This window comes from Bradyrhizobium symbiodeficiens (assembly GCF_002266465.3).
GTDB lineage: Bacteria > Pseudomonadota > Alphaproteobacteria > Rhizobiales > Xanthobacteraceae > Bradyrhizobium > Bradyrhizobium symbiodeficiens.
The window spans coordinates 1612957-1630924 of record NZ_CP029427.2 but is presented as its reverse complement, the minus strand read 5'-3'; the positions used below and the strand labels follow the sequence as shown (position 1 = coordinate 1630924).

At 60.2% G+C, this 17968-nt stretch carries 18 protein-coding genes; 11 read left to right on the top strand and 7 right to left on the bottom strand.

Features of this window, described 5'->3' with window-relative positions; translation table 11 throughout:
* Positions 1–31: 31 nt before the first annotated feature.
* From CIT39_RS07700 to CIT39_RS07690, 3 genes are all read right to left on the bottom strand, one after another.
* Positions 32–1354, bottom strand: a complete 1323-nt coding sequence (locus CIT39_RS07700) for a hypothetical protein (RefSeq protein WP_094973790.1) — start codon at positions 1352–1354, stop codon at positions 32–34.
* Between the two features lie 189 nt (positions 1355–1543).
* Positions 1544–2614 (bottom strand): acyltransferase family protein, encoded by a 1071-nt coding sequence (locus CIT39_RS07695; protein ID WP_148667287.1) that lies wholly within the window; start codon positions 2612–2614, stop codon positions 1544–1546.
* Positions 2615–2741: 127 nt separating this feature from the next.
* A complete protein-coding gene (locus tag CIT39_RS07690; protein WP_244607535.1) occupies positions 2742–4046 on the bottom strand; it encodes an acyltransferase family protein in 1305 nt (434 codons plus the stop codon).
* Positions 4047–4318: 272 nt separating this feature from the next.
* On the opposite strand from CIT39_RS07690, the gene CIT39_RS07685 reads away from it, so the two are divergent.
* From CIT39_RS07685 to CIT39_RS07660, 6 genes are all read left to right on the top strand, one after another.
* Complete coding sequence (locus CIT39_RS07685) at positions 4319–5653, top strand: O-antigen ligase family protein (protein ID WP_094973787.1); 1335 nt, start codon at positions 4319–4321, stop codon at positions 5651–5653.
* A gap of 1 nt (position 5654) precedes the next feature.
* A complete protein-coding gene (locus tag CIT39_RS07680) occupies positions 5655–6359 on the top strand; it encodes a hypothetical protein (RefSeq protein ID WP_244607534.1) in 705 nt (234 codons plus the stop codon).
* Positions 6360–6516: 157 nt separating this feature from the next.
* Positions 6517–7161: a transglutaminase-like cysteine peptidase gene (locus tag CIT39_RS07675; protein WP_094973786.1), complete on the top strand. Its 645-nt coding sequence runs from the start codon at positions 6517–6519 to the stop codon at positions 7159–7161.
* Between the two features lie 363 nt (positions 7162–7524).
* Complete coding sequence (locus tag CIT39_RS07670; protein WP_094973805.1) at positions 7525–8076, top strand: hypothetical protein; 552 nt, start codon at positions 7525–7527, stop codon at positions 8074–8076.
* Between the two features lie 20 nt (positions 8077–8096).
* Entirely contained in the window at positions 8097–10328 is a 2232-nt protein-coding gene (locus CIT39_RS07665) for a GNVR domain-containing protein (protein ID WP_094973785.1), read from the top strand.
* The gene (locus CIT39_RS07660) at positions 10312–11109 is read left to right on the top strand and encodes a hypothetical protein (protein ID WP_094973784.1); all 798 of its coding nucleotides are present in this window, start codon (positions 10312–10314) and stop codon (positions 11107–11109) included. Before CIT39_RS07665 ends, CIT39_RS07660 begins: the two co-directional genes overlap by 17 nt.
* Before the next feature lie 86 nt (positions 11110–11195).
* Here the strand turns inward: CIT39_RS07660 and CIT39_RS07655 are convergent, their stop codons facing one another.
* Positions 11196–12620, bottom strand: coding sequence for an undecaprenyl-phosphate glucose phosphotransferase (locus CIT39_RS07655; RefSeq protein WP_094973783.1), 1425 nt, complete (start codon positions 12618–12620; stop codon positions 11196–11198).
* A 346-nt stretch (positions 12621–12966) separates the two neighbouring features.
* Here CIT39_RS07655 and CIT39_RS07650 point away from each other — a divergent pair, with 346 nt between their 5' ends.
* Complete coding sequence (locus CIT39_RS07650) at positions 12967–13245, top strand: hypothetical protein (protein ID WP_244607532.1); 279 nt, start codon at positions 12967–12969, stop codon at positions 13243–13245.
* 168 nt (positions 13246–13413) lie between these two features.
* Positions 13414–14148 (top strand): metallophosphoesterase family protein, encoded by a 735-nt coding sequence (locus tag CIT39_RS07645; RefSeq protein WP_094973781.1) that lies wholly within the window; start codon positions 13414–13416, stop codon positions 14146–14148.
* Between the two features lie 33 nt (positions 14149–14181).
* On the opposite strand, the gene CIT39_RS07640 is transcribed toward CIT39_RS07645, so the two are convergent.
* On the bottom strand, positions 14182–14604 hold the full coding sequence (locus CIT39_RS07640) for a hypothetical protein (protein ID WP_094973780.1): 423 nt from the start codon (positions 14602–14604) through the stop codon (positions 14182–14184).
* Positions 14570–14956, bottom strand: a complete 387-nt coding sequence (locus tag CIT39_RS07635; protein ID WP_334273090.1) for a hypothetical protein — start codon at positions 14954–14956, stop codon at positions 14570–14572. Before CIT39_RS07635 ends, CIT39_RS07640 begins: the two co-directional genes overlap by 35 nt.
* A 1151-nt stretch (positions 14957–16107) precedes the next feature.
* Between CIT39_RS07635 and CIT39_RS07630 the strand changes: the two genes are divergently transcribed.
* The 3 genes from CIT39_RS07630 to CIT39_RS07620 all read left to right on the top strand — a co-directional run bounded on the left by CIT39_RS07630 (position 16108) and on the right by CIT39_RS07620 (position 17624).
* A complete protein-coding gene (locus CIT39_RS07630) occupies positions 16108–16281 on the top strand; it encodes a hypothetical protein (protein ID WP_162848627.1) in 174 nt (57 codons plus the stop codon).
* 678 nt (positions 16282–16959) lie between these two features.
* On the top strand, positions 16960–17124 hold the full coding sequence (locus CIT39_RS07625; protein WP_155526013.1) for a hypothetical protein: 165 nt from the start codon (positions 16960–16962) through the stop codon (positions 17122–17124).
* A gap of 134 nt (positions 17125–17258) precedes the next feature.
* Positions 17259–17624: an antibiotic resistance protein VanZ gene (locus tag CIT39_RS07620; RefSeq protein WP_094973803.1), complete on the top strand. Its 366-nt coding sequence runs from the start codon at positions 17259–17261 to the stop codon at positions 17622–17624.
* On the opposite strand, the gene CIT39_RS07615 is transcribed toward CIT39_RS07620, so the two are convergent.
* Positions 17604–17861 carry a hypothetical protein gene (locus CIT39_RS07615; protein ID WP_244607530.1) on the bottom strand — a complete coding sequence of 86 codons (258 nt, stop codon included), beginning with the start codon at positions 17859–17861 and terminating at the stop codon, positions 17604–17606. The two genes, CIT39_RS07620 and CIT39_RS07615, sit on opposite strands and share 21 nt — an antisense overlap.
* Between the last annotated feature and the right edge of the window lie 107 nt (positions 17862–17968).

Genomic DNA, 17968 nt, shown 5'->3' with positions numbered 1-17968 from the left:
CCGCGCATACAGAATGCGCCGGCTCTTCCACTCAACCCACATCATGAACAGTCGACAGGCGCGGCTCGGGCGGAAGGACGACTTCGCGTTTGCCGCCGCCCTGGAACACCCTCGTCGCAGTTTTCGAGAAGACCTCGCTGAAGCCCAACGCAATCACCAGCAAGCCGGTCGCCGGACCGTAGCTGAGCACAGTGATCGTGAAGATGTTGGTCACGAACACAAGGGACAGTTTGTAGACATCGGTGACGATGAGGGTCGACCTGAACACCATCCACATGAAGATGACGAAGGGGAATCCGAACATCACGTAGGTGCCGATATAGAAGTTGTCGACGGGGACCCAATAGTCTGTAAGGTTCGAAAACAGCTGCTGAGGATAGTTGAAGCAACCTACCCCGCATCCCGTGACGATTCCGATCGGCATCAGCTGACTGAGATAAACGAACGGCAATTGCCAGCTGTTATTGATGCGATCCTGAAGGCTGAAGAAGAAGCCCTTCGTTCCCGGCGAGAGATCGACGCCGGTGAACAGGATGATGAGCACGATCGGAACCAGGATCGCCCCATAGGACCACAGGGTGAACGAACGCAGCGTATTCAGCCGCTTCTCGTATGGAAGCGACCGGACGAAGATCATCGCGATCAGATAAACAAATAGAACTCCCATCGCCGTCTTGCTGGTGGTCAGGCGGACCGCATAGATCGAAATTCCACCCATGACGATGCACCACGGGATGCTCCTGCGGATCGACGTCATGACATAGGCGACCAGGATGAAATAGGCGGCCATCGTGCTGTCGGCGGCGAAGCCTGCCAGTCGCTGTTCCTGGAACGACCACCACAACCGTCCCGCTTCGCGCGTCGCGCCGAAGGACTCGTATTTGAAGCCGACCCACGGCATCGACCAGTATTTCGAAAGGAAGATGCCAAACAGACTCAGGTAGAGCGTCGCCGTGACGATCTTGAGTGAATTGCGATACTCGCCCAAATTTCGGTCGGCGAAACAAAAGCCCACGAACAGAGGAAAGATCATCTTGATCGAAGACATCAGCGCCGTCGCGCTGCCGAGAAACCAAAAGCCGATGAAGAGCGAGACGCAGATCTGCCCGAACACGAGGAACGCCATCATGCTCCCGTTGTCGATGACGCATCGCTTGATGAACAACCCGATGCAGACAATCGCGACGAAGTCGGGCGAAAACCACAAAACCTCGAGGTGAAGCTTCGCGAAGTAGAATTTCATCGCGCCGGCAAACGCGTCCCGAACGACGTACAGGCAAAACGCTACCGCCTCGAGGGAGAACCCGACGGATATAGGAGTATCTCGTTCGCTCGATGCCACGCTGCCTGCCATTCATCCAGAAATCTGTGAAGGAACGGCCGCCCTTGAAAGCGGCCAATCTTGAACGGGACGCCTCGGCGTCCGATACGCGGTCGATGCTTCAGCGCCCCGTCTATTGCAACGCAACATAACCGTAAAGCTCAGCAATTTCAACGTTAAAGGCTTGCGGAAGCTCCTGGACGGCATGAGCAAGGATTCCGTTCATCGATCCGTGGAATAGGCCTCGCGAGCCAGTTCCTGCGGGCTGCGGTCCCTACCCCGGACCTGGTCTGCGAACTGTCCGGTAGATTGGTGCACCGGCGCGCGACAGCGTCCAAGGAGCTTCAGCAGCGGCTTCTCGACAGCGAGATGAACGGCCACCCCGACGGCGACCGTTACAACCGCCATCCCAACAAAGACCACCTGCAGCGGCACAGCCTTGGACACGTTGGTCGCCACAATGAGTTTGGCCAACACCGAAAGCACGGTGAAGTGGACGAGATAGAGGCTGTACGACGCGTCTCCAATTCTCGTAAGCCATTCGGGAAATTCGACCGACCCACGGCGCTCGGCCTCAACCGCAGCCAGTATGATCAAACCCGCTCCCACGCCGTACGACAACTGCACGACCCCGGCCGGAATTCCAAGCGCATTCACTCGCGTGATGGCTGCCGCCGCGAAGATGACAATGCCGAGCCCGAGCGTCGGGCTCAGCGGCATGTGGAACTTTCCGGAACTCCACACCTGTCGGACGGCCATGCCAGTTAGGAACAGAACGGGGTATGGAGAACAGAGAATCGTCCAGTTCGCGGGGACGAGTTCTCCGAGCGAGTAGAGCGCAGCTAACAGCCAGAGCACACCGAGCAGGACGCCCAAGACTCTGTTGAAGATCGCGACGCCGAATATCGCGTAAAACGCGATCTCGAAACAAAGCGTCCATGACACAACGACGATCTTCTGGTCTGGAACCAAGCCCGACGCAGGCAGCAGGAAGAACTCGAGCGCAATATGGCGCAAATCAGCGTCCGCTTTCGTCAGCAACAGCGGAATTAGAACGGCGCAGAAGACCAGCCAATAGAGCGGATAGATCCGGACCGCGCGCCGCCAGACGTAGTTCGCGAAACGTGCGGGCGAACCAATGTCGCGCAGATGCGCGTCCAAAATGATGAAGCCACTCAGGACAAAGAAAAAATCGACGCCTGAATCCAGAAACTTCGGCACGTCCCCGAAGGGAGTGGCCCCCCAATAGGTAGGCACGCGAAAGATCACCGACGTGTGATAGATGACGACCATGAGGGCAGCCAAGCCGCGTCCGCACTGGAGCGAGCGCAATGTCACCCGAGATTGAGACAATTTTCTTTCCCTCTTCAGGTTCGCCGGAACCAGCTACGATCCGCCTGAGGTCGCCCCGACTTCGGCCTCACGTGGAATTCGTCGCGGGCGCGGTGGCAGAGAACCGATTGCCCTCGAACCAGCGCCGGACGAGCTTGCCGCCCGAAAGCTCCACCCAACGATACGTGAAATCCGACGCCACCAGCACCACCGCGATCAACACGAACAAGTTCAGCGTCGCCGGTAGACCGGGATAAATCGATTCGAGCCAGGCGATCGGCCGATGTCCAAATGCCCTGAGGCCGTATTCGGCGAGCAGGATGACGAATGCATGCACCATGTAGATCGAATAGGAGCGCTTGCCGACCCAGACCAGGGGCTTCGTCACCAGCACGCGAGGCACGACTGCCGCATCTGGAAACGCGAGCAAGGATCCCAGGAAGACCGCGAATGTCAGGGGCGTGAGGTAGCTGATCCAGGGCCACGCCTCGATGAAACAGACGTTCACCAGGGCAACGAGGAACGCGGCGAACTGGATAGCGCCTTTGACCGCCGGACCGATCGTGCGCGGCACGTAGGATACCGCCTTCACCGTGAGCACGCCGAGAAAGAAGCTCGTGAAGCAGCGCAGAATACCGAAATCGTACTGCGCACCGATTTCCTCCCTCCCGATCCACACCGCGAGCGCCAGCCAGCTCGCAACGGAAAGCACCGCCGCCGACACATACAGCCATCGGAGCGAGCCGAGCCGCTGAGCCCCGAGCACGACCAATCCAAACACCAGGTACGTATAGAACTCGACGCTGATGCTCCAGCTCGGCGCATTCCAGTTCAGATAGTCAAGGAATCCGAGCGACTGCAGCAGGAACACGTTGAGAACGAACGAATACGCGTTGTTGACCTCGAACGCGGCCGGCACGGCGACGATCACGCCGAGAGTGACGAGACCGATCCGCAGCAGGCGGAAGAGAAGCAGGGCGATCAGCATGACCAAGTGAAGCGGATAGATGCGGGCAAAGCGGCGCACCATGAAATCGCGCAACGAGAAGCCCCCGAAATCCGATTGCACGTAGCTCATCGACATGACCATGCCGCTGAGAACGAAGAAGAGATCGACGAGAAAGCCTCCGGCCCGGAAATACGAGCACTCGATCCACGGCGGCGTGCTGAAAGCTGCGAGAAAGGTCGGCATCCGTATCACGTGGTGCACGACCACGGTGACCGCGGCTATTCCGCGAATGCTATCCAGCGACAGGACGTGTTCTTTTTCTTTGTGAACCTGCGTCGCCACGTCGACTCCAAGAATCTCTTGCGCTGCAGCATCGGCTTCTAAAGGGCATTGCGCGCGTTGACAACGCCGAAAAACGAGCGCGCCTGCGCGGATTTCGCGCACCTAATTAACCTTGGCGCGACGTCGATATTTGGACCGACAATCGCTTGTGTCCGAGCACATCGACGGCGCATTTTCGTCGCATTCGCGCCGAACACGTGACGCAATCGACACACCGCGTCATATTTTTCTTGTGTGGATTGCAGCAGGCGAATGATCACTTCCGAAAGGGCCGGATTGATGATTTATCGGCGTTGTCGCGGAGCTCGTCTCCGGTTTCAGTGCGAACGGCCAATCATACCCGTGGGGAGTGCCAGCTGAACATCGTGTCCAGGATGGCCGCGCTTGCGGTTTTCGTGCTGGCGCCGCTGCCGCTCGGATCCACCGACCTGATTTGGATCTGCATCTGGTGCGCGCTGATGGCGGCGAGCCTCGTGACGGCCGACCTCGAGGGCATCGGCCGCGAGGATGTGCGGCTCCTGACACCGCTGCTCGTCACGCTCGCCATGGTTGCAGCGATCGTCATCGTCCAGGAATGGCGCGAGCCGCCATTTGCGCATGGCAATCCGGTCTGGCAGCTTCCCTCGACCGGGCTTGGCATCCCGGCTCCCAGCCGCATTTCGACAACGGTCAGCGGTCCGTGGCTCGCGCTCGGCTATCCACTGCTGCTTGCGATGGTGTTCATTCGCGCATTCGCAATCTCAACCGACGCGAGCAGCGCACGCCGGCTCCTACTGATTCTCGCCTGGGCCGGGTGTGCCTACGCGGTGTACGGCATTCTTGCCGAAGTCAGCGACCCCAACGGCCTGTTGTCGAGACGCAAGGAAGCCTATCTGGGCTACGCCACCGGCACTTTCGTCAATCGAAACACCGCCGCGGTCTTTTGGGGCAGCAGCGCGATATTATTTCTGGTCCCGCTGCTTCGCTTCGCCCATCGCCGCGACCATCCGGATGCGCCGGTATCCCCCCGGTTCTCGGACCGCGTCACGTTCTATTCATCTTCGCCAGTCGCTCTCGGCATCGGTTTTACGATTTGCGTGACGGCGACTGCGATGACGGGCTCTCGCGCGGGACTGCTGCTGTCGATTTGTGCACTTCTGCTCGTCTGCGGGCTTTATCTCGCGCCATTGCCGATCGGCAAGCTGCGAAGATGGGGGTATGTTGCGGGAACCCCCTTCGTGGCGCTGCTGCTCCTCCAACTCGTTGGCGGCGCCGTTGCCGGGCGAATCGGCACTTACGGCCTCTTTGACGAGCAGCGATCCAATGCCTATCAGCGCGCCATCGCCATCATCCACGACTATCCGATGCTTGGTATCGGGTGGGGCAATTTCGAGGCAACTTTCCCGGCATACCGGACCGCGGAGCTCGGAAGTCTCGGAATATGGGACCGCGCCCATTCGACACCGCTGGAGCTTGCGGCGGAGCTCGGCCTGCCCGCCGCCGCCTTCATCGTGGCGTGTTGCCTCTGGTATATTTACCTTTTATTAAGAAGCAGCTTGCGGCGAAAGCGTGACCGCTACATACCAATCATCGGCGCCAGCGTAGCGGCGCTCGGACTGATTCATAGTTGCATCGACTTTTCGGTGCAGATACCCGGCTTCGGGGTCTTCTTCGCTGCCATTGTTGGTTGCGGGCTGGCCCAATCGATCCCGTCCGAATTGCGGAAATAACGTGGCAAATTTGGACAAAGTGAATTATAAAGACAAAAAGAGTTCGGCGGTCATCATGCAATCTGGAAAAGTTCTTTCGGTTCTCCTCGGCGTTGCCGCATTATGCGGCACAATCGTCCCATCGTTTGCGGCGACCGGCAACAGCGCTTCGTGCGGAGCCAACGCCAACTTGATCTCGGCGGAGCGCGCAAACACGTTTCTCACAAATCCCGCTGCATTGCTCGACCAATTCAAGGAAGGTCAGGGCGGCCTAGCCTCCGAAATTCGTGACCTTTTGACCTCGCGGCCCGAGACCGTCGAAGGCATCGTTTCGCTCGCAAGAGCCAGCAATGAGGAACAGAGCCGTGCCATCGGCGCTGGTCTCGGAACTGCGGCTTCCGTTTGTGTTCTGTCGCAACAGGGTGTGGCGCAGCTCATCCAGGAAGCGGTCCTGAAGACCGAAAACGCGGCCCTGATCGCGTCTTTCACCAGCATTACCGGCGACATCCAGACAGACGTGACCAGCGGCGCCGATCCCACCGGCGAGACGACCGCCGGCGGCGGGAGCAACGCGGGAGGCGGACAGGGTCGCGGCGGCTCCGCAACATCCACCGATCCGGTCGTGCTCAATACAAGCGGTGGCAGCGCTCAAGCGCCAACACTGACGTTGTTCACGGCCGCGGCCACGACGACCACATCGCTGACCTCCGTGAGCCCGTCCCGCTGACCACGCTACTTGCGTCCGGCAGAAAGATTTAACCAAGCGAAGGTTCCGGGAACCAGCCTCGCGGAGCCGATAAAACTGTAACTGTCTGCAAAACCCGAACCTAATGGGTTCGTTATATCCCTAGCGTCAAGAAAAATGGCGAATAACGGGGATGACTATGAGCTGGATTTTCAGAACTTTCCTGGCGGCCGGGTTGGTTTGCGCCGGTACTGCTGCCAAAGCCGACACGATCGTCGAGGCGCCCTCAACCGCAGCGGGCTCCTTTATCAGCGAATACGACAACGCGCTTGCACCGCTGCAGTTCGTGAAGTTTTGCATGAACTATGGCACGGAGTGCGAACAGGATACGGTTGCGGACCAGCAGGTGCCACCTTCCGGCGAGCGGGCGTCGGCTATGCTGCGCGAGGTCAATCACTCGGTGAACGATGCCATCACGCCGATGCAGAAACCGACCAACCCGCTACTCAGGCATTGGACGTTGTCTCCCGCCGCCGGCGATTGCAACGATTACGCCGTGACCAAGCGGCACCGCCTCATCGAGATGGGCTGGCCGAAATCGGCGCTGCGGCTTGCAGTTGTCCTCACCGCTGGTGGGCAAGGGCACCTTGTGCTGGTCGTCCGGATGAGCGACGGCGACGTCGTGCTCGACAATCTCTCCTCGTCCGTCCGCCCTTGGAACGCGGCCGGTTATCAGTGGATTTCCATGCAATCCGGCAGCAATCCACGCTTCTGGGTGGCTGTCAGCGAACACGGCGAACATCTGCGCGCCAGCCGCCTGGCTTCACTGCGGACCCCGTCCTAAGGCATAAGACCTCAAGACGAGCTGATTGATGGGTCCCATGCTGATTGGGACCCTCACCGTTTTCGGTCTCTCATCATGACCTGAGCAAGGCATCAGGTGTATCCGAGGGCGGTGCGCGATCAGAATCCTGTAATCTCCCGGCACTGCGACATGGCGCAGATTTGGACGCTCTGCTAAGAGGGTGCCGGTCGTATGGGCTCGCGCCTAAGGCCTTGCAGCTAAGTGAAAAATGACTTGGCAGGCCCCACCGTTTCCGAGCTATTTTTGCACCGCACAAAAATTTGACATACTTTATCTACATCAAGCGGTTCTTATAAGTCCTTCCAGCGTTAGTCGGTGAACGTAAGCGAGATGGAAGATAACTTGCCTCAGTCGAAGCTGATTGACGCTGGCCGCAGATGGATCATCGGGATCGTCGCGTCGGTCACGATACTTTGCGGAGCCGCCGGCGCCGCGCACGCGCAGTGTGTCGAGCGCTCGGAGCGAGTGGCGCAAATCGCGCTCGATGCCTTCGTATCTGAGCCGAGCTCTCTCCTGAACCAACTGCGCAACGAGAAAGAAAAGCTATCGGGTCGCCTTGAGGGCTACCTTGTCACCGACATATCGGTCCTCAGGTCGGTGCAGGGCCTTACGCAAGCCGCAACTCAGGCCGACCGCGCGTCTATCGGGACGGCGCTCCACCGCGCCGAAATCCGTTGCCGCGCGACCAAGTCCGAGATCGCACGGAAGATCAGCGATTTCGTCGCGAAGATGCACGACAGCGCGGTGCTCGCCGGATATTCGTCCGTGCCCGACGACGTACCGCTTCCGCCGCCAACGACAGCCAACATGCCCAAGCCCGGGGCCAGCATGATGTCTGGCGAATACAAGACCGAACTTGCCGACCCCTTCGCAAGCATGCCGCTTCCCGAATAGCCATTCGAGCGTCCAAGCAGATGTTTCAGCCTCGCGATCAATTCCAGCCTCGCGCCAAATACGCGATCGAGCTCGGCGGCACGACTCTCAGCGTCGACCGCGTCATCGACATCCTACGCCGCCAGTGGCCGTTGATCGCCTCGATCGTCGGCGCCGCGCTGGCACTCGTCGTCATCTACCTGCTGGTGGCGACGCCGATGTTCACGGCTAACGCTCGCATCCTCATGGACACCCGCCAAACCCAGGTATTGGACAGCAAGGACAGCGGCATGTCGAATGCCCTGATCGACACCGGGTTTGTCGACAGCCAGGTCGAGATCCTTCAATCCGACGATCTGCTTCTTTCGATCGTTCGCCGCCTGAAGCTCATCGAGGACCCCGAGTACAACGGCTCCAATCCGGGAGCGGTCGCACTGGTCATCGGGAAGCTCATGTCGTCGCTGTCCGGATCCGACGGCCCTCCGTCGAAGGAACGAATCGAGCGCGCGGCGGTCGAGACCATCCAGAAGAACCTCAAGGTGGAACGGGTTCTGACCACCTACGTGCTCTCGGTGTCGTTCCGCTCCTCCAATCCCGACAAGGCCGCTCTGGTCGCCAATGCGGTCGCGGACGCCTATATCGTCGGGGCGCTCGAGGCAAAGTACCAATCGACCAAGCGCGCCGGCGAATGGCTCCAGCAACGCAGCGCCGAGCTGCGCGAACAGGCGACCGCAAGCGACCGCGCGGTGCAGACCTTCAAGGCCCAGAACAACATCGTCGGCACCAGCCGCGGCTTGATGAGTGAGCAGCAGCTGACCGACGTCAACACGCAGCTCGTGCAGGCCCGCGCATCGACCGCGGAAGCCAAGGCTCGCCTGGACCGCATCAATGGAGTGCTCGACAAGGATCTGGTCCAACCGACCGTGACCGACGCCCTCAACAACACCGTGATCACCCGTCTGCGGGCGCAATATCTCGACCTCGCGGCCCAATATGCCGATTGGTCGACCCGCTACGGCAAGACTCACCAGGCGGCGATTAATCTGGCGAATCGCATGGACGAGTTGCGCAAGGCGATGGCCGACGAGGTGCGACGCATCGCTGACGCGTATCGCAGCGAATACGAGATCGCCAAGAGCCGCGAAAAATCGCTCGAAGACAATCTCAACAGTCTCGTCTCTCAGGCCGGCAGCACCAGCCAGGCCCAGGTCAAGCTGCGCGACCTCGAGAGCGCGGCCGACACCTATCGCAATCTCTACAACAGCTTCCTCGAGAAGCTGCAGAACGCGACGCAAAACCAGAGCTTCCCGATCAGCGAAGCGCGCATCATCGGTACCGCGGTCAAGCCCGACAAGAAGAGCTCGCCGAAGACCGTTCTGGCCCTGATCGGTGGCCTGTTCGGCGGATTGTGCTTCGGCTTCGGCGCCGCGTTCGCCAGGGAATTGCTGAGCGACGTGCTGAGGTCGCCGAACGACGTCGAAGACCTGCTCGGCGTGAAGTGCCTTGGCGTGCTTCCGGATATTCGTGCCACAGGCCAGCTTATTAAGGCGGCGGACGGCTCGACAGTGGATGCAGCGATCTCCAACTATGTCGTCGACCACCCGTTCTCGCGATTTGCCGAGACGCTGCGAAATATCAAGGTTTCGATCGACGTGGCGCGACTGCAGCGCGACGTCAAGGTGATAGGAATCCTGTCGTCCCTGCCGAAGGAAGGCAAGACGACTGTCTCGGCCAATTTCGGTCACCTGACCGCGCTGACCGGGCATCGGACGCTGCTCATCGACGGCGACCTCCACACCCGGTCGCTCACGCGCGAGCTCGCGCCTCACGCCAAGTCTGGCTTGGTCGAGGCGCTGAAGGATCCTCATTCGTTCGGATACCATATCCAGCGCAGCAAGGAGAGCGGGCTGGACTTCCTCCCCTCCTTCGTTGCATCGCGAATGGTGAACTCGGCGGACGTGATCGCCTCAAAGTCGATGGCGGACCTGCTTGCAGTGGTGCGCGAAGAATACGAATACATCATCATCGACCTGGCGCCGGTGATGCCGGTGTCGGACGCCAAGGCCGTCAGCCACCTCGTCGATGCGATGGTCTACGTGATCGAGTGGGGGCGCACCAGTCGCAACGCGCTGCAGGAGTCCATGGCAAGCTCCGAAGGCATCCAGAAGAAGGTGCTGGGTGCCGTGCTCAACCGCGCCAATCCGAAGATGCTGAAGCGGATCGAGGCGTATAAGGGCTCGCACTACGGCAGCTATTATGTCGAAGGAGCCTAGCGCGCCGGTTGCGCGCCGGCATTCGGGTCGAACTTACCGCCGGGTCCTGCTCGGTTCAAACGTCACTCTTGCGGTCTGTGCATTGGTGTGGGTCGCATACGCTGCGCCCAATTTGACGTCTCCGGCGATCCCACAGGTGGCCGGTCGGATTTCGCGCGGTGAGCAGTACGACACGGACCAGCTAAGGCAGATCGTGGCGGAGAACCTGTCTGCTGCCAGGCGGCAGTGCGGGGTCAAGACGTTGCGGGAGCTTCTGTTGCTGCAACTTGCCATCGCCGATGAGTCTGCGCGCAGCGACGACCTGAAGCAGGCTGACGCCGATACTGAAGCCCTTGCTTCCTCTAGCCGTGCGTTGCTGCTCTGCGCGCCCTCTGAAGGGCTTGGCTGGCTTGGCAGCTACTGGTCGGCAATACGTCGGGAAGGCTTTGGGCCGCGAACGGCGGCTCTTCTGGGTCTCTCCTACGGGTTCGCACCTCACGAAGCCTGGCTCCAGCTCATCCGTGCACCGATGGCTCTTCGCGTCTACGGCGCGCTGTCGCCGGAGCTGAAGAAAAATGCGGTTCAGGACTTCACGGATATCTTTGCAGCGCGCCTGTTCCCGAGCGCGGCCGCCCTTTATCAGGCCGCTGCGACAAGCGCGCGTGCCGATCTTCTCGACCGTACGTGTAGCGCGCCGGAAACCGACCGAGAGCTATTTCGGCGGTACGTCACGGGCAAGGGCCTGCAGCTCCGCCATCGCTGCTACCCGTCGGACGAACGCCCCGCATATTTGAGGGATTAGCGGGATCTCAGCCCCGCAAAGAGACAAATTCAGCGCGCCCTTGTCAGTGGAACAGCAACGCACGGGGGGGGCAATTGAGGCGGAGCTCAGTAGGCTTCCTGATGGATCAGCGCCAGCGCGGTCTTCAGGATGATCCTTATATCGAGCCAGATGCTCCAGTTGCTGACGTACCAGACATCATATTCGACCCGCTTTTCCATCAGGTCGATGGTCGGCGTTTCGCCGCGGAGGCCGTTGACCTGGGCCCAGCCGGTCAGGCCCGGCTTCATGTGATGACGGTACACGTAATTGCTGATGAGCTGGTCGTAATAGTTGTCATGCGCCAGCGCATGCGGGCGCGGCCCGACCAACGACATCTCGCCGCGAAGCACATTCCAGAGCTGTGGCAGCTCGTCGATGCTGGTCCGCCGCAGCACGCGGCCGACGCGCGTGACCCGCGCGTCGCTCTTCGTTGCCTGCGTGACGGTGTGACCATTCTCCGCCACCGTCATGGAGCGGAATTTCCAGATCTCGAACTGCTTGCCGTTGAAGCCGCGCCGGGACTGCTTGAAAATCACCTTGCCCATGGAATCGAGCTTGATCATGATCGCGGCCGTCAGCAGCAGCGGCGCCAGCAACAGGAGCGAGAACGAAGCCAGACCAATGTCGAGGCAACGCTTCTGCGCCCGCTCGAATACATTCAACGGTGCGCGCTGGATCTCGATCGCAACCGTGCCGCTGACAGGCTGGAACGGACGCGAGACCAGATCGGCAATCGGGAAGTCCGGCAACAGCCGAATCGGCTGAGGAACCACGCGCAGTTGCTGGCTCAACTTCTGGAGAAGGGGCATTTCGTCCCAGTCGATCACCAGAAGGTATTCTTCCACGTTAGCTGCCCGCGCCTGGCGGGCGATGTCGCGGATCTCGCGATCCCAATTGGCGCCCCCTTCGGACGGTTCGAGCACGAAATGCCGGACGACGTTGAAGCCGTGCTTGCGCAAGTCCTTGAAGCGAGTGGAGGTGAAATCTAGCGGCTTGAGGCTGAGCAGAACGACCTTGCGGTCGACCAGCCGGCCCTTCGCATAGCTCGAAGTCAGGGCCATGCGCCACACCACGCGCAGCCCGCCCAGCGCGACGCCACCGGTCGCGGCAAAAAGCAGCGTGGTTCCGCGCGACAGATCCGCCGATGATTTGAGCAGAAAAGCCTCGACCGCGAGGATCGTCAGCGAGATCAGCCAGACCGCCAGCACCTTGCGCAGCTGCCAGACCGTGCTCAGCAGGCGATGGTGATCGTAAACGCCCTGGAAATACGCGATCGTCACGAAAACTGCGCCTACGACGAGGCCTGCTCCGACGGAGGAATCCTGCTCGGTCACGAGCAAGCGATACAGACCGCTCGCCGCGAAATAGCTGAGCAGAACCGCAACGAAGTCTCCGGCGATCAAGGCGATCTGGAGAGGCCGTTGAAGGGCACCGCGCCGGTTCGATATTGTCGAATAGTAATTTTCCGAACCGTAAGTTGCTACAGCCATCCGAACCTCGCTGCCTCGTCACACCTTCGCAATCTGAACTGCGAACAAATCGATCTAATTTCGCGACGTGCGCCGAAGTATATCTTAACTAAACAAAGCGACATTGCGGCAGTGCAGCGAAAAAATCAAATCGATTTTCATGCAACGCAGCTTCGCAGCAAGTGAATGCGCAAACAACTGTCACACATGTGACAACTATGCGGGCACCACACCGCGTTTCGCCCCAAAGTAGCGTCGTTTTCGCACAACATTTTCGCGCGCATTTGAACGACTGTTCAACCATACTGCTTAAGCCGGTATTAGGCCGCCGCCGTTAACACTCGTGACCAATTCAAGGAGTTGTGTCGTGAGTACGGTTGCCATTTTCAGTCTGCTGATCGGATCTTTGCTGGGAGGGCGATTCCGGATCTTCATCCTGCCGCCTGTCATCGTTCTCGGCGCCGCGATCCTCGGCGTTGGCTCTGCATGGCAAGGGCAGATGCCAGCTCACATCGTTGTCACGCTCATCGTCTTTGCGTCGGTGCTTCAACTCGGCTATTTCTGCGGCGCGGTTCTGGTCAGTGCGCGCGCATCGGCTTATCGCGGCAAGGACGCGCCATCATTCGACGGCGAAAGCTTCGGTTAACCGGACGGCACGCGTAGAAACCGGTGATTCGCGAGCCGGCCGAGACCGGCCGGTCGTGCAGATGAGCGTTTGCCAGCCGGGGTGTGGAAAAAAGCGACTCATGCCGCCTCGATTTCGCCGATAGCATATTGACATCACGGGCGAAGTTCTCTGAAAGAGTTGGACCCCATGCCAACGATCGCGCCCCCAAATTCGCCCCGGCCGAAGCTACCGAACGGCGTGCGCATCTACGCGATGAGCGACATCCACGGCTGTGCGCATCTGCTCGAGCAGATGTTCGCTGTCATCGATGCCGACATGGCGAACAGCCGGCCCTATCGTGCGGTCGAGGTCTTTCTCGGCGACTACATCGATCGCGGACCTGATTCGCGTCGAACCCTGGATCTCCTGATCGATCGTAGCCGCCGATGCAATACGGTCTTTCTCAAGGGCAATCACGAGGCTTATTTGACCTCGGTGCTGGAAGATCCCTCCCGTGCCACCGAATGGTTTCAGTTCGGTGGGCTCCAGACCCTGATGTCGTACGGCGTGTCAGCCGCGCCCGGTCTCGGCAAGGAGGAGTTGTCGGAACTAATCCGCGAGCTCTCATCCGCGATGCCTCCAGAGCACATCGCGTTCCTGCGCCAGTTGCGACCGACCTTCACATGCGGGGACTTCTTCTTCGTCCATGCGGGGGTGCGTCCGGGAATTCCGCTCTCCGAACAGCGCGAGCAGGACCTGTTGTGGATCAGGGAGGAGTTTCTCCAGAGCAAGCGGCGCTTTGGCAAATACGTTGTGCACGGCCATACACCGGTTCGGCAGGCCGAGTTGCTGGAAAATCGCGCCAACATCGACACCGGGGCCTATGCCACGGGAAACCTGACGCTGCTGTCCATTCAGGGCAACAGCATGCTGGCGATCTAGCTAGCCGCTGCGGTCGCGCGCCGCTCCGACCTCTTAGTTGGCGGAGCTTGCCGGAGGCCGGAATTCCGGGAAGCGACTCAGCATCGCCGCCTTCAGGAACTTGAAATGCGCGATCGAGGCGCCGAGCTCCTTGAGCCGGCGCTGGCCGTTCAGGATTTCCTTGTCGAACAGATCCTGGTGGTGATTATCGAGCGCCTCGCGCTCCAGATATTCGTCGTCGCCGTTGCCGAAAGTCACGGCCGCACGCGCCAGCACGTCCTCGACCCGGCGGTTCAAGCCCGACTGCTCGCGCTCAGCCGCATGCAGGGCGTCGTCGATCGCGATCATGATGGCTTCCATGCGCGTGCGATCGGTTTCAGCGTCGCGCTCGGGCGAGCGGGCGCGGAACGTCTGTTCTCCCCCGAATCGGTCCTTCAGGAAATTATGGGTGCGGGCCCGCAGGAAGAGCTGAAACATGCGTGCGTTTTCCGGTTCGAGGCGCCAGACCGGAAAATGGGCCCGGGATGGTTAATAAAGGTTGAATTTTTTCGCGCCGCCCGGTGCGGCTTTGCGCCATCCAGGACTTCCAGGCGCCCTCGTGCTTCTCATAAAGCTCCTGCCGACGCCGCTCGGCGGCATTCGGCCACACATCGCGGCTGTGGGTGGCAGCCTGCCCCTGGTCGGACACCTCACTATCGAGGCGCTCGAATTCGAACGTCTCCTCGGGCGTGAGGCCGATCAGGACGCGGCGGCCTCCCCCATCGACGAAATACCGTCGCGGCGCGTTGTTCGTCGGGCTCGTCATGGTGTCTACCTGCAGCCTCGTCATGATCCGCGCCCCTTTACCGTCATTCTCGCCGCAACGGAACGCCAACACTCCGGTTGCAAATCATAAACATGCACGCAGAGGCGAAGAGCGAAATCAGGATCGCAACCAGCATCATTCGGAGTTCGCTCCACTGACCGAGCGCCTTGACTCATGCCGAGAAAGTTTCATCTTCGAGTTGTGTCGAGATCATGATGAACGCCGCTGATTTTCTCGTCATGCCAAGGATTTTTTGGGCAGCACCATGCCCGCGAATGAGCCGGCACGCGCTTCAACCGAAGAACCAGAGGAACAATCTCACTAGCAACACCGTGATGAAATACATCCAGCCCGCCATCGCGATTAGCGCAATGCTGAAAAAGGCGCCCTCGACTGCCCGCTCTCTGATCTTCGTGAAAGGAAGTGCCGCTCGCGCCTTGTGAAGCATCTCGGTCTTCTGATTTGTTCGTGGCCGTATGCGCAACCATAGCCGAACAAATTCGACGATCTCGTGACGCGTTGTCTCAGAGACGCGCAACGCTGCTCGTCGGAATAGACGGTGCACGCACGCATTGCATTGGATCCCATTCCCGGTCGAAGTCTCTGCGATCAAGCCGCGCCGCGATTCAACTCAAGTTGATCTCCGAATTCGCGCCGCGCCCCGCATCAGCAGTCGCTGCTCGGCGACAACATCTCTTGCGGCGACAGACAGCCGGAGATACCGAACGAGGCCACCGCAGACGGCTCCCGGCCGGGATGTTCGGATATTCCGTCAACACTCCGAGCAATATGCGTGGTCAAAACTCGATGCGACCGGACGCGCATGGTCCATCGCGGAGAAGCCGCTGTCGCACGCCTGGATTGCGCGGCCGCGCGCCGGTTCTGCGACGACCGGACGTGGCATCGAACATGCTCGGTCGCGGCCATGGGAGCGCACGCATCGGACTGGGCTAGCGAATCCCCGTGGTACTACGGAGCGCCTCGCATCGATTTTATCGCGGTAAGGTTGAGCAGTTAGCTTAATCCGCGTTGTTTGTTGCGAACGTCGAGAGATCGCATATCCATCTCCTCACCGGGCTCCCCCAGGCCCGGCCCCACCCAAGCAAAGCCGTCGAGCGAAACGTGGGTCCGCTTGGCGGCTTTGCCGTCGTGTCGACGAGAGGATGATTCCGGTTATGGCGCGCAGGCCCTGGTCGTTCAAGGAAGACCGCCGGCTGATGGAGCTGGCCAAGTCTTCGGCTTCGCTGGAAGAGGCAGCGAAAGCTCTCGGGCGCTCGCCCGATGCGGTCAAGCGCATGGCCTTGCGCCTTGGCCTGTCGCTGAAATCCAAGGCATCCAAGAAGAGCTAGCGTCCGTCGCCGGCTGCGCGCGACTTTTCATGGACGAGCGCGCCTTCCTCGTCAATCGATGACTGGAGGACGCCAAACGCAGTCCGGCAGCCTTCAGCGCTCTCGATCTCTCCGCGTCCGGATGTTAGACTATCCAGCGATGAAGACCGAACGTCGTCCCTTTTCGACGGAGAACGGTCGCCGGACCGGCTTCGGTCTCCGCTCGATGGTTGTTGGAGAAATGCACCATGTTGTCCCGCGCACTCGCCGTAGCTTTCCTTCTGGCTCTGCCTTCCATGGCTCTGCCCTCGGTGGCGTCGGCGCAAGTCCCTGTGCGGTTTGGATTTCCGAACGGCGCACCGTGGTGCGCTTTTGGTTTCGACTGCCGATTCCTGAATTACCGGGAATGCGCGGACTGGATCTTCGACCCCGCGCGAAATTGCCTCAAGAATCCTTACTTCGCGGCTCACTACCCGACCAATGTCGACAAGGGCTGGTCCTACAATCGACGTTGAACGTCGATCCCTGCAAACGGATTTATGAAACCATCAGGCGCGCGGCGTCGCGCCTGAACGAGCCGGCATGGCTCCTCGATGCCAGGAATTTGGGCGGGGGCGATCGCCTGCCCGCTCACTGAAGGTGGAACTCTCGCCCGCGCTCCGCATTGTTTGTGAAAGAATTGCGAGAGGCAGAGCCGTCATGGCAAGCACCTTTCCGATCGTGATGTCGATCTGGCTCGGCACCAATATCGTCTTCCTGGCGGTTCAGCTTTGGTCGACCGGGCCGCAGAACTGGGGGATCGATGCCTGCTCTCCCAAACTCAGCACCGTCTTCGTGAAGTCGCGACAGCGACGCCACGCGTAACGCCGTCCGTACGTCTCATGGGTCGTCGCAGCCGATCCGCGTAAGTCTCGGTTCACGCTTCGAACGTTCAGGAACCTTAACGATGTTCTATGCTTTGGAAAGCGACCAGCCGCCCGACCGGTTATGCTGTCGTCATGCGCCGCAACCATCTCATCGCAGCTGCGGGAATTTGCCTCGCTCTCACCATCTACGCCACGCTCGCCAAGCTCGCGGGCAGGCCGGCGCTAATCGGTCATGCAGAGGCCTATTGGGTCGTCGTCATTGAGCGCTTCAGCGCCTACGGCTTGTTGGGAATCCTGCTGTCACTCCTGCTGCCAGGGCGGGTCAAGCTGGCCTGCGCGTTCGTGGTGGCCGTCGCGGTCGGTTTAGAGGTCATGCAGACGATGACGACGGATAGTCATCCCGAGTTCATCGATGTTCTGCAAAAGGCCGCCGGCGGCACCGTCGGCGTCCTTCTGACCCAAACCATCCTGGCCTTCCTACCGAGGTCGCCGTCCTGAGGCGGCCGACGGCACGGCAAGATCACGCAACTCCGCGTCCAATCCCGGCTGATCGGCCGAGAGGACTCCGGACATCTGCCGATGGGCGTCGCGCAATGCCGCGATCGCATCATTGAGGTCGAACTCGGCCTCACGAATGGTCTCGAAAAACCTGGCCATCAAGGCTAGGTTCAGCTTGACGCGGGTGTTTCCGTCGCGGCTCTTGCGGCGATCAAGCGAGAGATGCAGCGCCTGCACCCTAGCCTCGGCAGCGCTACAGCCGCTGAGTGCCGCGAGTTCGTCATATGTCATCCAGATCTGAGGCATGTCCCTGTCCGCCTTTTTGTTATGGGCCTCAACCTAGA

Excerpts from the sequence above, each read along its gene's own strand:
- CIT39_RS07640 (WP_094973780.1), bottom strand. The coding sequence starts at position 14,604 with ATGTTTCAGCTCTTCCTGCGGGCCCGCACCCATAATTTCCTGAAGGAC.
- CIT39_RS07655 (WP_094973783.1), bottom strand. The coding sequence starts at position 12,620 with ATGGCTGTAGCAACTTACGGTTCGGAAAATTACTATTCGACAATATCG.
- CIT39_RS07675 (WP_094973786.1), top strand. The coding sequence starts at position 6,517 with ATGAGCTGGATTTTCAGAACTTTCCTGGCGGCCGGGTTGGTTTGCGCC.
- CIT39_RS07660 (WP_094973784.1), top strand. The coding sequence starts at position 10,312 with ATGTCGAAGGAGCCTAGCGCGCCGGTTGCGCGCCGGCATTCGGGTCGA.
- CIT39_RS07665 (WP_094973785.1), top strand. The coding sequence starts at position 8,097 with ATGTTTCAGCCTCGCGATCAATTCCAGCCTCGCGCCAAATACGCGATC.
- CIT39_RS07620 (WP_094973803.1), top strand. The coding sequence starts at position 17,259 with ATGCGCCGCAACCATCTCATCGCAGCTGCGGGAATTTGCCTCGCTCTC.
- CIT39_RS07700 (WP_094973790.1), bottom strand. The coding sequence starts at position 1,354 with ATGGCAGGCAGCGTGGCATCGAGCGAACGAGATACTCCTATATCCGTC.
- CIT39_RS07625 (WP_155526013.1), top strand. The coding sequence starts at position 16,960 with ATGGCAAGCACCTTTCCGATCGTGATGTCGATCTGGCTCGGCACCAAT.
- CIT39_RS07695 (WP_148667287.1), bottom strand. The coding sequence starts at position 2,614 with ATGGTCGTCATCTATCACACGTCGGTGATCTTTCGCGTGCCTACCTAT.
- CIT39_RS07635 (WP_334273090.1), bottom strand. The coding sequence starts at position 14,956 with ATGACGAGGCTGCAGGTAGACACCATGACGAGCCCGACGAACAACGCG.
- CIT39_RS07685 (WP_094973787.1), top strand. The coding sequence starts at position 4,319 with ATGGCCGCGCTTGCGGTTTTCGTGCTGGCGCCGCTGCCGCTCGGATCC.
- CIT39_RS07630 (WP_162848627.1), top strand. The coding sequence starts at position 16,108 with ATGGCGCGCAGGCCCTGGTCGTTCAAGGAAGACCGCCGGCTGATGGAG.
- CIT39_RS07645 (WP_094973781.1), top strand. The coding sequence starts at position 13,414 with ATGCCAACGATCGCGCCCCCAAATTCGCCCCGGCCGAAGCTACCGAAC.